This window comes from Bradyrhizobium sp. NC92, assembly GCF_025200865.1.
GTDB lineage: Bacteria > Pseudomonadota > Alphaproteobacteria > Rhizobiales > Xanthobacteraceae > Bradyrhizobium.
Genome location: NZ_CP104171.1, coordinates 632,666 through 646,043, shown reverse-complemented (window position 1 = coordinate 646,043; position 13,378 = coordinate 632,666). Strand labels below are relative to the sequence as shown.

Here is a 13,378-nt window from a genome sequence, read left to right as displayed (position 1 = left end):
TGACATGAGAGCGCCAGACGAAATGACTGCTGCTGTCGAGATCTACACCCGGCCGGGCTGCGGCTATTGTTCCGCCGCCAAGTCGCTGCTGACCCGCAAGAAGGCGACCTTCACCGAATTCGACGTCGCCAAGAACCCGTCCTGGCGCCAGGAAATGTACGGCCGCGCCGGCCAAGGTTCGACATTCCCGCAGATCTGGATCGGCGGCACCCATGTCGGCGGCTGCGACGACCTCTATGCGCTCGATCGCGAAGGCAAGCTCGATGGCATGCTCGAAAGCGTGAAGGCTACGTCATGAGCGAGAACCGCACGTTCACGGCCGCCATGGTGCAGATGCGCACCGGCCTGATGCCCGGGCCGAGCCTCGAGCAGGCCACGAAGCTGATCCGGCAGGCTGCGGCCAATGGCGCCGATTACGTGCAGACGCCCGAAGTCAGCAACATGATGCAGCTGAACCGCAAGGCGCTGTTCGAGCATCTCCAGAGCGAAGAGGACGACACCTCGCTAAGGGCCTACCGGGCGCTCGCGGCGGAGCTGAAAATTCACCTCCATGTCGGCTCGCTGGCGCTGCGCTTTTCGCCGGAGAAGGCGGTCAACCGCTCCTTCCTGATCGGGCCCGAGGGCAACGTGCTCGCGAGCTACGACAAGATCCACATGTTCGACATCGAGCTGCCGGACGGCGAGAGCTATCGCGAATCCGCCAATTACCAGCCGGGCGAGACCGCAGTGATCTCGGATCTGCCCTGGGGCCGCGTCGGCTTGACGATCTGCTACGACGTGCGCTTCCCTGCGCTATACCGCGCGCTGGCCGAAAGCGGCGCCTATTTCATCACCGTGCCGTCGGCCTTCACCCGGAAGACCGGGGGAGCGCATTGGCACGTGCTGCTGCGTGCCCGCGCGATCGAGACCGGCTGCTTCATCTTTGCCGCGGCGCAGGCAGGCCTGCACGAGAACAAGCGCGAGACCTATGGTCACTCCCTGATCATCGACCCCTGGGGCGAGATCCTCGCCGAGGGCGACGTCGAGCCGGGCATCATCATGGCCAAGATCGACCCGGCCAAGGTCGAGACCGCGCGCCGGGCGATTCCCTCGCTCCAGCACGGCCGCCGCTTCGGCGTCTCCGATCCCAAGGCGGGGCCGGACCATTTGCACCTCGTGCGGGGATCGGCATGATCCGCTACGCGCTACGCTGCGACCGCGACCATGACTTCGAGAGCTGGTTCCAGAGCTCGTCGGCCTATGATTCGCAGGTGAGGCGGAAGCTCGTGACCTGCCCGATCTGCGGCTCAGCCAAGGTCGGCAAGGCCATCATGGCGCCGCGCATCGTCGGCAAGAAGGGGCGCGGGCGCGCCACGCCGCCGCCGGAGCCCGTGGCTGCGACCACGCCCGAGGCTGCGCCGTCAGGGCCGACCTCGTTGCTGATGGCACAGGAGCGCGAGTTGCGCGCCAAGCTCAAGGAGCTGCGCGATCACATCGTCAAGAACGCCGACAATGTCGGTGAGCGCTTTGCGAACGAAGCCCGGGCCATGCATTACGGCGACAAGGAGCACCGCCCGATCTACGGCGAGGCATCGCCCGAAGAAGCGAAGTCGCTGATCGAGGAAGGCATCGAGGTGTCGCCGCTGCCGACCCTGCCGGAAGACCGGAATTAGGCCCCCACCAGCACCGCCACGCCGATCACGATCAGCGCGATGCCAAGAATCTCGCGCCGCGCGATCGGCTGCTTGAACGAGTAGTAGGCGACGGCTTGTGCGAACAGCACCTCGACCAAAGCGAGCGTTCGGACATTGGCGGCGGCCGTCAGCGCGAATGCCAGGAACCAGAATTGCGAGGCGAGGGCGCCCGTGAAGCCCGCCAGCATCGAGGGCTTCCACAGGCCGAGGATCGCCTGCAGCACCTTTGGAGCGCGCCAGAGCAGATAGATCGTCAGCACCAGCGTCTGCACGAACAGGCCGAGCACCAGCGTGATCGACGCCGCGGTCACGAAGGAGACAGCCGGCACATTGATGATGGCGCCGCGAAAGCCGACTGCGGAGAGCGCGAAGGCCGCCGCGGCAACGAGGCCGGTGATGGTCGGCTTCAGCTCGGCAAAGCTCTTCTCGCCGCCGGGGCGGAGCGCGGTGATGACGACGCCGATGGTGGCGATCACGATCGCCAGCACCTTCAGCCAGGTCAGGTGGTCGCCGAGGAAGACGAAGCCGAAGATCGCGGTCTGGATCGCCTCGGTCTTCAGGTAGGCCGTCGTCACGACGAAGGAGCGGTCGTTCATCGCGAGCAGCATCAGGCCGGTGGCGACGATCTGGCTAAGCGCGCCCAATAGCAGCCACGGCCAGAACACGGTCGGCGGCGCGCTCAGATGATCGCCAGTCGCGAGCAGCACCAACCCCAAGAACAGCAGCGAGAACGGAAAGCCGAACAGGAAGCGGATATTGGTCGCGCCCCAGGTCCCCAGCGGCTTGGTCAACGACCGCTGCATCGCATTGCGCGCGACCTGCCCGAGCGCGGCAATGATGGTGAAGGGAATCCAGAGGCTGGCGATGGTGAACATGGGATGGCGGGCGCGAGGAAGAGACAGTCAACCTGCCGCTTGCGCTCAAGCAGGTCAATCACGCCCACGTCATAGGAGCGATGCTCGCGCCGACCGATAGCCTCACACCATCGCTTCAGCGACCACCATGTAGTTCACGTCCATGTCGGACGACAGAGACCATTTGTCGGCGAAGGGCGAGTAGACGACGCCGGTCTGCTCGGTAATGACGAGACGGTTGTCGAGCAGGTATTTCGTCAGTTCGTCCGGCGTGACGAACTTGTTCCACTCATGCGTGCCACGCGGCAGCCAGCGCAGCACGTATTCGGCGCCGACGATGGCGAGCGCAAAACTCTTCCAGTTGCGGTTCAGCGTCGAGACCACCATCAGGCCGTTCGGCTTCAGCATCGCGGCGCAACGCTTCAGGAAGACGCCGACGTCGGTGACGTGCTCGACCACTTCCATCGCCAGCACGATGTCGAAGCGCTCGCGCGGGTCGATCTCCTCAACCGTGGTGCAGCGATAGTCGATCGCCAGATGGCTCTTGTCGGCATGCAGCTTCGCCGCCGCGATGTTGCTCACGGAGGGATCGATGCCGATGACCTGCGCTCCGAGGCGCGACAGCGGCTCGCAGAGCAGGCCGGCGCCGCAGCCGATGTCGAGCACGCGCAGGCCGGCCAGGCAGTTCAGGCTTCGTACATTACGCTCGAACTTGCGGCAGGCGGCGTCGCGGATATAGCCGAGCCGCAGCGGGTTGATCCGGTGCAGCGGCGCCATCTTGCCCTTCGGGTCCCACCACTCCGCCGAGAGCTTTGAGAATTTCGCGATCTCGGCGGCGTCGACGGTCGAGCCCGGCTGGGTGGAGAGGGAAGTATTTTGCTGCATGCTCATGGTTGGGCGCGGTCCTACCGCGTGGTGATCGAACTACGGAAAGCGAGCGGCGAGGCGATGGTCTTGATCGTCTCGATCCCCTCGCCGACGCCGCGAATCGTCACGTCGCCGTAGTTGAGAATACGTCCAAGAATGGTCTGGTCGACGTCGACGCTCTCGACCTTGTCCAGCGCCATCTCGAAGGTTCGGCGCTTGATGAAGCCGGTCTTGTGCACGACCCTGAGATTGGTGACGTCGGTCTCGGTGGTGAAGCGATGGAACCAGCCCTTCACGGTCCAATACAGGCCCGCCAGCGCCGCGAGAGCTGCGGCGGCGAGGCAAAGCAGAACGAGCCAGTCGACGGTCGCCTGTCGCGACAGGATGAGCAGGGCCAGCGCCGCGATCCAGGCCACAATGGCCGGAAAGTAGAAGATCCAGTGCGCATTGGTCGAATACAGCACCCGCTCGCCGGGCTGCAGGATCTCGTCGATGTAACGCGCCATGACCTCGGTTAACCCACTACCCCCGCCTCGGCCCCCGCAGGAACCCGCTTGCCCCCGGCCCCGTCGCTCTGTATACGCGCGGTCGGTGTCCGCGAGGCACCCGTCCAGTGCGGGCCACCATACTGATCCTTATGAAGGAATGCACGCGTCGTCATGAGCCGCCTCGTGATGAAATTCGGCGGCACGTCCGTCGCCAACATCGAACGTATCCGCAACGTCGCACGCCATGTGAAGCGTGAGGTCGATGCCGGCCACGAAGTGGCCGTGGTCGTCTCGGCGATGGCCGGCAAGACCAACGAGCTGGTCGCCTGGTGCACCGAGGCCTCACCGATGCACGACGCGCGCGAATATGACGCCGTGGTCGCCTCGGGCGAACAGGTGACGTCCGGTCTTCTTGCCATCGTGCTCCAGGGCATGGGCATCCAGGCCCGCTCCTGGCAGGGTTGGCAGATCCCGATCAAGACCAGCGACGCCCATGCCTCGGCCCGAATCGAGGACATCGACGGCGGCGAGATCATCAAGCGCTTCAGGGAGCGCAAGGAGGTCGCGGTCATCGCCGGCTTCCAGGGCATCAACCCCGAGACGGGTCGCATCACCACGCTCGGCCGCGGCGGCTCCGACACCTCGGCCGTGGCGATCGCCGCTGCCGTCAAGGCCGACCGCTGCGACATCTACACCGACGTCGACGGCGTCTACACCACCGACCCGCGAATCGTGCCGAAGGCCAAGAGGCTCGACAAGATCGCGTTCGAGGACATGCTGGAACTGGCCTCGCAGGGCGCCAAAGTGCTCCAGGTCCGCTCGGTGGAACTCGGCATGGTCCACAACATGCCGATCTTCGTCCGCTCGAGCTTCGACAAGCCCGAGGATATCGACCCGCATGCCAACCAGCCGCCCGGCACCCTGATCTGCGGCGAGGAGGAGATCATGGAAAACCACGTCGTCACCGGCATCGCCTTCTCCAAGGACGAGGCTCAGATCTCGGTGCGCCAGATCGAGGACAAGCCCGGCGTTGCGGCCTCGATTTTCGGCCCGCTGGCCGATGCCAACATCAACGTCGACATGATCGTGCAGAATGTTTCCGAGGACGGCAAGACCACCGACCTCACCTTCACCGTGCCGGCCGCGGACTTCACCCGTGCCAAGGACACGATTACCGCCGCCAAGGCCAAGATCGGCTATGCGCGGCTCGATACCGCCACCGACGTCGCCAAGATCTCGGTAATCGGCAGCGGCATGCGCAGCCATGCCGGCGTTGCCGCCCAGGCGTTCTCGGCGCTCGCCCGACGGAACATCAACATCCGGGCCATTACAACCTCCGAGATCAAATTCTCGGTTTTGATCGATACCGCCTATACCGAGCTTGCGGTGCGCACCCTGCACACGCTCTACGGCCTCGACCAAGCCTAAAGCGGGACCCTCGTCGCGCTTCAGATTGCCGTTTGAGCGTGGTCTTTCCGGAAAACCGCTTCGCACTTTTCCGGACCAAGCTTAGGCTAATTTTCTCTTAGCGGTCGCAGCAAACGCGAAGGTATACACACCTTCGCGTTTGGCAGGCGTTTTGCTTGGCAAAACAAGCCTCAATTCGCTATACGGCGGACAGGGTGGGCTGCCGCAGACTGTGTCCCAGTTCAGGCGGCGCTGATTCGGTACAAGCGCTAAATTTCCCGTGGATTTTGGGCTTGTGCCTGCGCCGGACAAACAATTTGATTGTTTTTCTGGAATTTTGGTCCAGCCGCCGGCCGATACCGCCGGGCCCGGCAGACGGAGGAGATTGACGGTTCATGCGGAGCGCGTCGGGAGGTCCCCGCGTCTTGTTGAGACGGCTCCGCGAGACCATGGCGGAGCAGGTCTCGGCCCAGGAGCGGCTGGACAAGATCGTGGTGCTGATCGCCGCCAACATGGTGGCCGAAGTGTGCTCGGTCTACGTGCTGCGCATCGACAACACGCTCGAGCTCTACGCCACCGAAGGTCTGAACCGCGAGGCGGTGCACCACACCGTGCTCAGCGCCCATGAGGGCCTGGTCGGCCTCGTCGCCAGCGAGGCGACGCCGCTCAATTTGAGCGATGCGCAGAGCCACCCGGCCTTCTCGTTCCGCCCCGAGACCGGCGAAGAAATCTATCACTCCTTCCTCGGCGTGCCGATCCTGCGCGCCGGTAACACGCTCGGCGTGCTGGTGGTGCAGAACCGCGCCAAGCGCAATTACGTCGAGGAGGAGCTCGAGGCGCTCCAGACCACCGCGATGGTGCTGGCCGAGCTGATCGCCTCGGGCGAATTGTCCGCGCTGGCCCAGCCGGGCCAGGAACCGGCGGCGCGCCATTCGGCGCAGAAAGTCGGCGCCATCCTGTCGGAGGGCATTGCGCTCGGCCATGTCGTGCTGCACGAGCCGCGCGTCGTCATCAAGGACTACATCGCCGAGGACCTGCCGAAGGAAATCAAGCGGCTCGATACCGCGCTCGCCAAGCTGCGTGCCGATCTCGACCGCATGCTGGAGCGCGGCGACGTCGCCGAAGGCGGCGAGCATCGCGAGGTGCTGGAAGCCTACCGCATGTTCGCCAACGACCAGGGCTGGTCGCACAAGCTGCACGAGGCGGTCGCGACCGGCCTGACCGCGGAAGCGGCGGTCGAGCGCGTGCAGTCCGACACCCGCGCGCGCATGCTGCGCTCGACCGACCCGTATTTGCGCGACCGGCTGCACGATCTGGAAGACCTGGGCTACCGCCTGATGCGGCAGCTGGTCGGCCAGGATCACGCACCCTCGCGCGAACAATTGCCCGACAACGCCATCGTCATCGCCCGCGCGATGGGTCCGGCGGCGCTGCTGGACTACGACCGCAAGCGCCTGCGCGGCATCGTGCTGGAGGAAGGCACCGCCAATTCGCACGTTTCGATCGTGGCGCGGGCGCTGGGCATCCCTGCGGTCGGCGAGGTGCCGAATGCGCCCGGCATCGCCGATCCCGGCGATGCCATCATCGTCGACGGCACGTCCGGCTCGATCTATGTGCGCCCGTCGCAGGAGATCGAAGCCGCCTTCGCCGAGCGCGTGCGCTTCCGCGCCCGCCGCCAGGCACAGTATCTGGCGCTGCGCGACCGGCCCTGCGTCACCCGGGACGGCCAGAAGGTCGAGCTGATGATCAACGCAGGTCTTGCCATCGACCTGCCGCATATCGAGGACACCGGGAGCGCCGGCATCGGCCTGTTCCGCACCGAGCTGCAATTCATGGTGGGCCAGAGCCTGCCGCGCACCAGCGACCAGCTCGCGCTCTATCGCACCGTGCTGGATGCCGCCGGACCTAAGCCCGTCACCTTCCGCACGCTCGATATCGGCGGCGACAAGGCGCTGCCCTATATGGAAGCGGTGATCGAGGAAAATCCCGCGCTCGGCTGGCGCGCGATCCGGCTCGGGCTCGATCGTCCCGGCCTGTTGCGCGGCCAGATCCGCGCGCTGCTGCGGGCCGGCGGCGGCCGCGCGCTGCGCATCATGTTCCCGATGATCTCGGAGGTCGCCGAATTCGACTCGGCCAAGGCGCTGGTCGAGCGCGAGCTGACATATCTGCGCCAGCACGGCCACACGCTGCCTGAGCGAATCGACATCGGCACCATGGTCGAGGTGCCCGCGCTGCTCTACCAGCTCGACGAGCTCCTGAAGAAAGTCGACTTCATCTCGGTCGGCTCCAACGACCTGTTCCAGTTCCTGTTCGCGGTCGACCGCGGCAATGCCAAGGTGTCCGAGCGCTTCGACACCATGTCGGCGCCGATCCTGCGCGCGCTGCGCGACATCGCACGCCAGGCCCACGCTGCGCAGAAATCGCTCTCGCTCTGCGGCGAGATGGCCTCGAAGCCGATCGGCGCGCTGGCGCTCATTGCGCTGGGCTACCGCTCGCTCTCGCTCTCGGCCACCGCACTCGGCCCGGTCAAGGCGATGGTGCTCGACCTCGACGCCAAGAAGGCCGAAGCGATGCTGGGCCCTCTGCTGGATGCACCCGCGGGCAGCGTCTCGATCCGGCAGAAGCTGACGGAATTTGCCGAGGCCGAGGGCCTTGCGTTGTAGCGGGCCGATCGCCCGCTTTCCCGCCGCCCTCGCCCCCTTCCGCCCTTTGAGACTGAACCGATGTCGTCACTTCCCGAAGCCAAACTGGACGTCCTGCTCGCGCATCACGCCTCGCTCGAGGCCGAATCGCTCGGGCAGCTCGCCTCCGAGCGCTACGTGCAGATCACGCGCGAGCTCGCCGAGCTCACGCCGCTGATCGAGGCGGTGAAGGCCTATCGCTCCGCCGTCAAGGAGCTCGCCGACACCGAGGCGCTGATCGCCGATCCCGCCACCGATGCCGAGATGCGGAGCATGGCCGAAGCCGAACGCGACGAGCTCGCGCCGAAAATCGAGGAACTGGTCCAGAAGATCCGCGTCGCGCTCCTGCCCAAGGACGCCATGGACGATCGCAACGTCATGCTGGAAATCCGCGCCGGCACCGGCGGCGACGAGGCCTCGCTGTTCGCCGGCGACCTGTTCCGGATGTACGAGCGCTTCGCCAGCTTGCAGGGCTGGAAGGTCGAGGTGATCTCCGCCAGCGAAGGCACGGTCGGCGGCTACAAGGAAATCATCGCCGAGATCCAGGGCCGCGGCGCATTCTCGAAGCTGAAATTCGAATCCGGCGTGCACCGCGTGCAGCGCGTCCCCGACACCGAGACACAGGGACGCATCCACACCTCGGCGGCAACGGTCGCCGTGCTGCCCGAGGTCGAGGACGTCGACGTCGACATCAAGAACGACGACCTGCGCATCGAGACCATGCGCGCAGGGGGCGCTGGTGGCCAGCACGTCAACAAGACCGAATCGGCGATCCGCATCACCCACATCCCGACCGGCATCGTGGTGATGATGCAGGACAGCCGTTCGCAGCACAAGAACCGCGCCTCCGCCATGAACATCCTCCGCTCGCGCATCTATGACGCCGAGCGGCAACGCGTCGAGGCGGCGCGCTCGGCCGAGCGCAGGGAGAAGGTCGGCTCCGGCGATCGCTCCGAGCGCATCCGCACCTACAATTTTCCGCAAGGGCGCGTCACCGATCATCGCATCAACCTCACGCTCTACAAGCTGCCCCAGGTGATCGCGGGTGAAGCGCTCGGCGAATTGATCGACGCACTGACGACGGAGCACCAGGCCGCACAGCTCGCTGCGCAAGGCGCGGCGGCCTGAGGCGTGAGCAACCTCTTCACCGGGCAATCCATCGAGAGCGCGCGGCGCGCGCTGGCTGCGCAACTGAGATCGGCAGGGCTCGACGAAGCCGAGTTCGACGCACGCATCCTGATCAGTGCGGCACTCGGCCTCGACCTCACCGGCCTGATTGCGCAGGCGGCCCGTCCCCTCACCGCGGCCGAAGCATCGCGGCTCGCGCAACATACGCAGCGCCGCATCGCCGGCGAGCCGGTGGCGCGCATTCTCGGGACGCGCGAATTCTGGGGCCTGCCGTTCCGCCTGTCGGAGGCGACCCTGGTGCCGCGCCCCGATACCGAGACCGTGGTCGAGCTTGCGCTCGAAATTCTTCGCGAACGACAGGCCTCTCACCCGCCGCGTATCGCCGACGTCGGCACCGGCTCCGGCGCGATCCTGCTCGCGCTGCTGCACGAAATTCCGGATGCGTTCGGCGTCGGTACCGATCTCAGCCAGAACGCGCTCATAACCGCCAGGGACAATGCCGCCGCGCTCGGCCTCGCCGGCCGTGCCGGCTTCGTCGCCTGCTCCTACGCCACCGCGCTCCGTGGCCCGTTCGACCTCATCGTCTCGAACCCGCCCTATATTCCCTCGGCTGAAATTCCGAAATTGAGCGTCGAGGTGCGCGAGCACGACCCGCATTTGGCGCTCGACGGCGGCAACGACGGATATGATGCCTACCGCACCCTCATCCCGCAGGCGAGCGAGCGCCTCGCCCCCGGCGGCGCCCTGGTCGTCGAGGCCGGACAGGGTCAGGCCCAAAATATTGAAACCTTGATGAGGGCCGCCGCGTTGTCATTGGACAGGCCACCCAAGGCAGACCTGGCGGGCATTCCGCGGGCCGTATCGGCCCGAAAAATGCCCCCATAAAAGCCGGATTGGCCCGCAAAAAGCTCTTGGAATATCCCGTGGGAACGACTACGTTCCGGTCAACACATCGGTGCCGGCCCCGTAGACCTACGGGTGAAAGCCGGGCTCTCGGGCGAGAGCTTTACTGATTTACAGGTTCCAAGCCGCAGGTCCTGTTGAGCGCGATTGGCCAGTGAGCCGCGCTGCTCTCCGACCGCAACGTGAACGAAAGCCTGATATTGCGCCTGAAGACTAACGCAAGAAAGCTGGGCTTGTTTCGGCAGGCGAAATGAATGGGTTCGCTGGCGATGAATGCTGGCGGGTGGGGAACGCGTCTTTGTTGAACGCGACGGTCGACGAACATCGGCAGGGTTGGATCCGCTGGCGTGCGGTGCGCGCGAGTCGTGTGAACCGCTGTCACCAGGTCACTCCTAGCAATCAGTAATGCGTGCAACCTTTAGGGCTGGAATTAAAGGCAGGACATGAGAAACGGTCAAAACAAGCAGCGGATGCGCAACCGCAACAACAATAACAACAACAACCGGCGCGGCCAGAACCCGATGACCCGGGTCTACGAGTCCAATGGACCCGAGATCAAGATTCGCGGCACCGCTTCGCACATCGCCGAAAAGTATCTCCAGCTTGCGCGTGACGCGCGCTCCTCCGGCGATCCCGTTGCAGCCGAGAACTACTACCAGCACGCCGAGCATTATTTCCGCCTGATCGCGGCGGCCCAGGAGCAGTTCCGTCAGAACCAGCAGCCGCGCGGCGATGAGCCCGTCGCCAGCAGCGAGGACGGCGACGACGACGGCGAGAATTTCTCGGCCTTCGGCCAGGAGCCCGGCTTCGTCCCGCAGCCTCAGCAGCAGCCGTTCATGCGCGACCGCGACGGCCAGCGCGATCATCACCAGCGTGATCACCAGCCGCGCGACAATCAGCCCTATCAGCGTGACAACCAGCAGCCGCGCGAGCACCGCGAACGCGATCACCGTTCGCAGCCGCAATATCAGCCGCAGCCGCAACCCGCCAACCAGCCGCAGCCCGTAATCGCCGATGCCGGCGGCGTCGACCGTCTGCCCTCCTTCATCACCGGCGCGCAGCCGCAGGTGAACGGCGGTCAGGGCGGCTTCGAGGGCGGCGGTGGCGGCGAGCGCTATCCGCGCCGGCGGCGCCGGCCGCATGGCCCGCGCCCGGAGCGTGAGGCCGCTCCAGTCGCTTCCAGCGACGAAGTCGCCTCGGGCGAGTAAGCTTTTCTGACTTTCCGACTTGAATCGTCCCGGCCTCGCCGGGACGATTTGTTTTTGAGATGTCGGTCCGCTGAATCGGCCAGAGCCGCGAGGCTGCTAGCCGCGCGTCACCGTCGTCGAGGACGGCACCAGCACGGGCTTGGCGAGCGAGGGAATCAGCCGCGCCCGCTCGCGCTTGGCGGGGATCGCGCGGTAGACCTGCTTGGTCGCCTCCACGATGTGGACGCCGGCAAAGGGCAGCGACAGCGCGGCGCCGGCGCGCTCCCACATCTGGGCCGATTTCAGCACCCAGCCGCCGGCGTAGGGCGGCATGAACAGCGCCTCGCCCCAGGCGGTCGGCGTGAACCAGGTCTGGCGGAACAGCTCGGTGATCTGCGAGCGCGAATAGGGCCGGCCGTGACCGAACGGCGTGCTGTCGGTGCGGGTCCACACCCCGCGCCGGTTCGGAATCACCGCGATGACGCGTCCGGACGGCGACAGCACGCGCCACACCTCGCGCAGCAGCGCGGCCGGATCGTCCGACATCTCCACCGCGTGCACCAGGAGAATGCGGTCGACCGCCGCCTCGGGGAGCGGCAGTGAGAATTCGTCCACCAGCGAGGCCAGCGCCGGCCGTCCCGTCGGCCATTTCAGGACACCTTGGGCCGCCGGCATGAAGGCGAGGCAGCGCTCGGCGTCCTCGCGGAACAACCCCAGATAGGGTGTGGGATAGCCGATGCCGAGGACCCGCTGGCCCTCGGCGTTGGGCCAGCGCTGCCTGATGCCGCGATTGATCATTTGCCGCGCCACGATGCCGAGGCGGCGGGAATAGAACTCGCGGAGGTCGACGACGTCGATGGTCATGACAGCAATGTAACATGCGCGAGGGCGCCGCTGCGCGCGGAATATTGCATTGCCTGCGCAACGTTAACGCCATATTTGTCGGACGGGGCTGAGCGCGATGGAGATGACATGGCCGCCGAAATTCGTACTTTCACCTGTTTAAACGACAATTTCGGTTATCTGATCCACGATGTGGAGACCAAAGCGACGGCCTCGATCGACGCGCCGGAGGCCGGCCCGATCCTCAAGGCCCTGGAGCGCGAGGGCTGGCAGCTCACCGACATCCTGATCACCCATCATCATGGCGATCATGTCGGCGGGGTCGCCGAGCTCAAGCAGAAATACAATTGCCGCGTCGTCGCGCCGCACGACAAGACGACGAAGATCGCAAATGTCGACTTGCGCGTCGCCAACGCCGACGTGGTCAAGATCGGCAATCTGCTGGCGCGTGTCGTCGAGACGCCCGGCCATACGCTCGACCACATCTCCTACGTGTTCGACAACGAGAAGACGGTGTTCGCCGCCGACACGCTGTTCTCGATCGGCTGCGGACGCGTGTTCGAGGGCACCTATCCGATGATGTGGGATTCGCTGCTGAAGCTGCGCGCCCTGCCCGACGACTTCAAGCTCTATTGCGGCCACGAATACACGGCGTCCAACGTCAAGTTCGCGCTCACCATCGAGCCCGACAACGCGGCACTGCAGGCGCGCGCTGCGGAGGTGACGAAGCTCCGCGCCGAGAACCAGCCGACCATTCCTTCCCTGCTCGGTGAGGAGAAGCGCGCCAACGTCTTCCTGCGCGCCGACGAACCGGCGGTCGCGGCCAAGCTGCACATGAAGGGCGCGGATCCCGCTGCGGTGTTCGGCGAGCTGCGCGAGCGCAAGAACAAGTCCTGAAGCACACATCCCGACGAGGATCGATGCCGACCGCAGCCGAGATCATCGCACGCCTCGAGCTCCGCCCGCATCCCGAAGGCGGACATTATCGCGAGACGTTTCGCGACCAGAGCACGGACGCCAACGGGCGTTCGCGCTCGACTCTGATCTACTTCCTGCTCGCGCGCGGCGAGCGTTCGCATTGGCATCGCGTCGATGCAGTGGAGACGTGGCACTATTACCCCGGCAGCCCCTTGACGCTGCGCATTGCCCATGACGGCTGCTCGCAGCACGAGGTGCGGCTCGGCACCGACCTGATCGGCGGTGAGCGGCCGCAGGCGATCGTGCCTGCGCTGGCCTGGCAGATGGCGGAAACCACAGGCGAGTGGACGCTGGTCGGCTGCACCGTGGCGCCCGCTTTCGAGTTCGCGGGCTTCGAGCTCGCGCCGCCCAGCTGGGAGCCGTAGCTTC

At 65.7% G+C, this 13,378-nt stretch carries 14 protein-coding genes; 10 read left to right on the top strand and 4 right to left on the bottom strand.

Going from position 1 to position 13,378, the window contains the following annotated elements:
* Positions 1-22 precede the first annotated feature (22 nt).
* From grxC to N2602_RS03005, 3 genes are read left to right on the top strand one after another with little or no spacing between them, the layout of a single operon-like run.
* On the top strand, positions 23-298 hold the full coding sequence (gene grxC, locus N2602_RS03015; protein WP_172786523.1) for a glutaredoxin 3: 276 nt from the start codon (positions 23-25) through the stop codon (positions 296-298).
* Entirely contained in the window at positions 295-1,173 is an 879-nt protein-coding gene (locus N2602_RS03010; RefSeq protein ID WP_260381714.1) for a carbon-nitrogen hydrolase family protein, read from the top strand. The genes grxC and N2602_RS03010 overlap by 4 nt, the downstream gene beginning before the upstream one ends.
* Positions 1,170-1,652, top strand: coding sequence for a DUF1178 family protein (locus tag N2602_RS03005; protein WP_212258932.1), 483 nt, complete (start codon positions 1,170-1,172; stop codon positions 1,650-1,652). Before N2602_RS03010 ends, N2602_RS03005 begins: the two co-directional genes overlap by 4 nt.
* Here the strand turns inward: N2602_RS03005 and N2602_RS03000 are convergent.
* The 3 genes from N2602_RS03000 to N2602_RS02990 all read right to left on the bottom strand — a co-directional run bounded on the left by N2602_RS03000 (position 1,649) and on the right by N2602_RS02990 (position 3,900).
* Positions 1,649-2,548, bottom strand: coding sequence for an EamA family transporter (locus N2602_RS03000; RefSeq protein ID WP_212258933.1), 900 nt, complete (start codon positions 2,546-2,548; stop codon positions 1,649-1,651). The two genes, N2602_RS03005 and N2602_RS03000, sit on opposite strands and share 4 nt — an antisense overlap.
* A gap of 102 nt (positions 2,549-2,650) precedes the next feature.
* Complete coding sequence (ubiG, locus tag N2602_RS02995) at positions 2,651-3,418, bottom strand: bifunctional 2-polyprenyl-6-hydroxyphenol methylase/3-demethylubiquinol 3-O-methyltransferase UbiG (RefSeq protein WP_212258934.1); 768 nt, start codon at positions 3,416-3,418, stop codon at positions 2,651-2,653.
* Between the two features lie 14 nt (positions 3,419-3,432).
* Positions 3,433-3,900 carry a PH domain-containing protein gene (locus N2602_RS02990; RefSeq protein WP_212258935.1) on the bottom strand — a complete coding sequence of 156 codons (468 nt, stop codon included), beginning with the start codon at positions 3,898-3,900 and terminating at the stop codon, positions 3,433-3,435.
* Positions 3,901-4,053: 153 nt separating this feature from the next.
* On the opposite strand from N2602_RS02990, the gene N2602_RS02985 reads away from it, so the two are divergent.
* The 5 genes from N2602_RS02985 (at position 4,054) to N2602_RS02965 (ending at position 11,209) form a co-directional block, all read left to right on the top strand.
* A complete protein-coding gene (locus tag N2602_RS02985; protein ID WP_212258936.1) occupies positions 4,054-5,310 on the top strand; it encodes an aspartate kinase in 1,257 nt (418 codons plus the stop codon).
* Positions 5,311-5,684: 374 nt separating this feature from the next.
* Complete coding sequence (gene ptsP / locus N2602_RS02980) at positions 5,685-7,952, top strand: phosphoenolpyruvate--protein phosphotransferase (RefSeq protein WP_172789746.1); 2,268 nt, start codon at positions 5,685-5,687, stop codon at positions 7,950-7,952.
* A 60-nt stretch (positions 7,953-8,012) separates the two neighbouring features.
* Positions 8,013-9,098 carry a peptide chain release factor 1 gene (gene prfA / locus N2602_RS02975; RefSeq protein ID WP_260381713.1) on the top strand — a complete coding sequence of 362 codons (1,086 nt, stop codon included), beginning with the start codon at positions 8,013-8,015 and terminating at the stop codon, positions 9,096-9,098.
* Positions 9,099-9,101: 3 nt separating this feature from the next.
* Complete coding sequence (gene prmC, locus N2602_RS02970; RefSeq protein WP_172788312.1) at positions 9,102-9,983, top strand: peptide chain release factor N(5)-glutamine methyltransferase; 882 nt, start codon at positions 9,102-9,104, stop codon at positions 9,981-9,983.
* A gap of 461 nt (positions 9,984-10,444) precedes the next feature.
* Positions 10,445-11,209 (top strand): DUF4167 domain-containing protein, encoded by a 765-nt coding sequence (locus tag N2602_RS02965; protein ID WP_260381712.1) that lies wholly within the window; start codon positions 10,445-10,447, stop codon positions 11,207-11,209.
* 96 nt (positions 11,210-11,305) lie between these two features.
* Here the strand turns inward: N2602_RS02965 and N2602_RS02960 are convergent, their stop codons facing one another.
* Positions 11,306-12,052 carry a methyltransferase domain-containing protein gene (locus N2602_RS02960; RefSeq protein WP_172788310.1) on the bottom strand — a complete coding sequence of 249 codons (747 nt, stop codon included), beginning with the start codon at positions 12,050-12,052 and terminating at the stop codon, positions 11,306-11,308.
* A 108-nt stretch (positions 12,053-12,160) separates the two neighbouring features.
* On the opposite strand from N2602_RS02960, the gene gloB reads away from it, so the two are divergent.
* Both gloB and N2602_RS02950 read left to right on the top strand, forming a co-directional pair.
* Positions 12,161-12,928: a hydroxyacylglutathione hydrolase gene (gene gloB / locus N2602_RS02955; RefSeq protein WP_172788309.1), complete on the top strand. Its 768-nt coding sequence runs from the start codon at positions 12,161-12,163 to the stop codon at positions 12,926-12,928.
* A 23-nt stretch (positions 12,929-12,951) separates the two neighbouring features.
* The gene (locus N2602_RS02950; RefSeq protein WP_260381711.1) at positions 12,952-13,374 is read left to right on the top strand and encodes a cupin domain-containing protein; all 423 of its coding nucleotides are present in this window, start codon (positions 12,952-12,954) and stop codon (positions 13,372-13,374) included.
* Positions 13,375-13,378: the final 4 nt, after the last annotated feature.

Bases quoted from the DNA above. Each gene is read 5' to 3' on its own strand.
- ptsP (WP_172789746.1), top strand. From the start codon at position 5,685: ATGCGGAGCGCGTCGGGAGGTCCCCGCGTCTTGTTGAGACGGCTCCGC.
- N2602_RS02960 (WP_172788310.1), bottom strand. From the start codon at position 12,052: ATGACCATCGACGTCGTCGACCTCCGCGAGTTCTATTCCCGCCGCCTC.
- N2602_RS03000 (WP_212258933.1), bottom strand. From the start codon at position 2,548: ATGTTCACCATCGCCAGCCTCTGGATTCCCTTCACCATCATTGCCGCG.
- ubiG (WP_212258934.1), bottom strand. From the start codon at position 3,418: ATGAGCATGCAGCAAAATACTTCCCTCTCCACCCAGCCGGGCTCGACC.
- prfA (WP_260381713.1), top strand. From the start codon at position 8,013: ATGTCGTCACTTCCCGAAGCCAAACTGGACGTCCTGCTCGCGCATCAC.
- N2602_RS02965 (WP_260381712.1), top strand. From the start codon at position 10,445: ATGAGAAACGGTCAAAACAAGCAGCGGATGCGCAACCGCAACAACAAT.
- N2602_RS02990 (WP_212258935.1), bottom strand. From the start codon at position 3,900: ATGGCGCGTTACATCGACGAGATCCTGCAGCCCGGCGAGCGGGTGCTG.
- N2602_RS02950 (WP_260381711.1), top strand. From the start codon at position 12,952: ATGCCGACCGCAGCCGAGATCATCGCACGCCTCGAGCTCCGCCCGCAT.
- gloB (WP_172788309.1), top strand. From the start codon at position 12,161: ATGGCCGCCGAAATTCGTACTTTCACCTGTTTAAACGACAATTTCGGT.
- N2602_RS03005 (WP_212258932.1), top strand. From the start codon at position 1,170: ATGATCCGCTACGCGCTACGCTGCGACCGCGACCATGACTTCGAGAGC.
- N2602_RS03010 (WP_260381714.1), top strand. From the start codon at position 295: ATGAGCGAGAACCGCACGTTCACGGCCGCCATGGTGCAGATGCGCACC.
- N2602_RS02985 (WP_212258936.1), top strand. From the start codon at position 4,054: ATGAGCCGCCTCGTGATGAAATTCGGCGGCACGTCCGTCGCCAACATC.
- grxC (WP_172786523.1), top strand. From the start codon at position 23: ATGACTGCTGCTGTCGAGATCTACACCCGGCCGGGCTGCGGCTATTGT.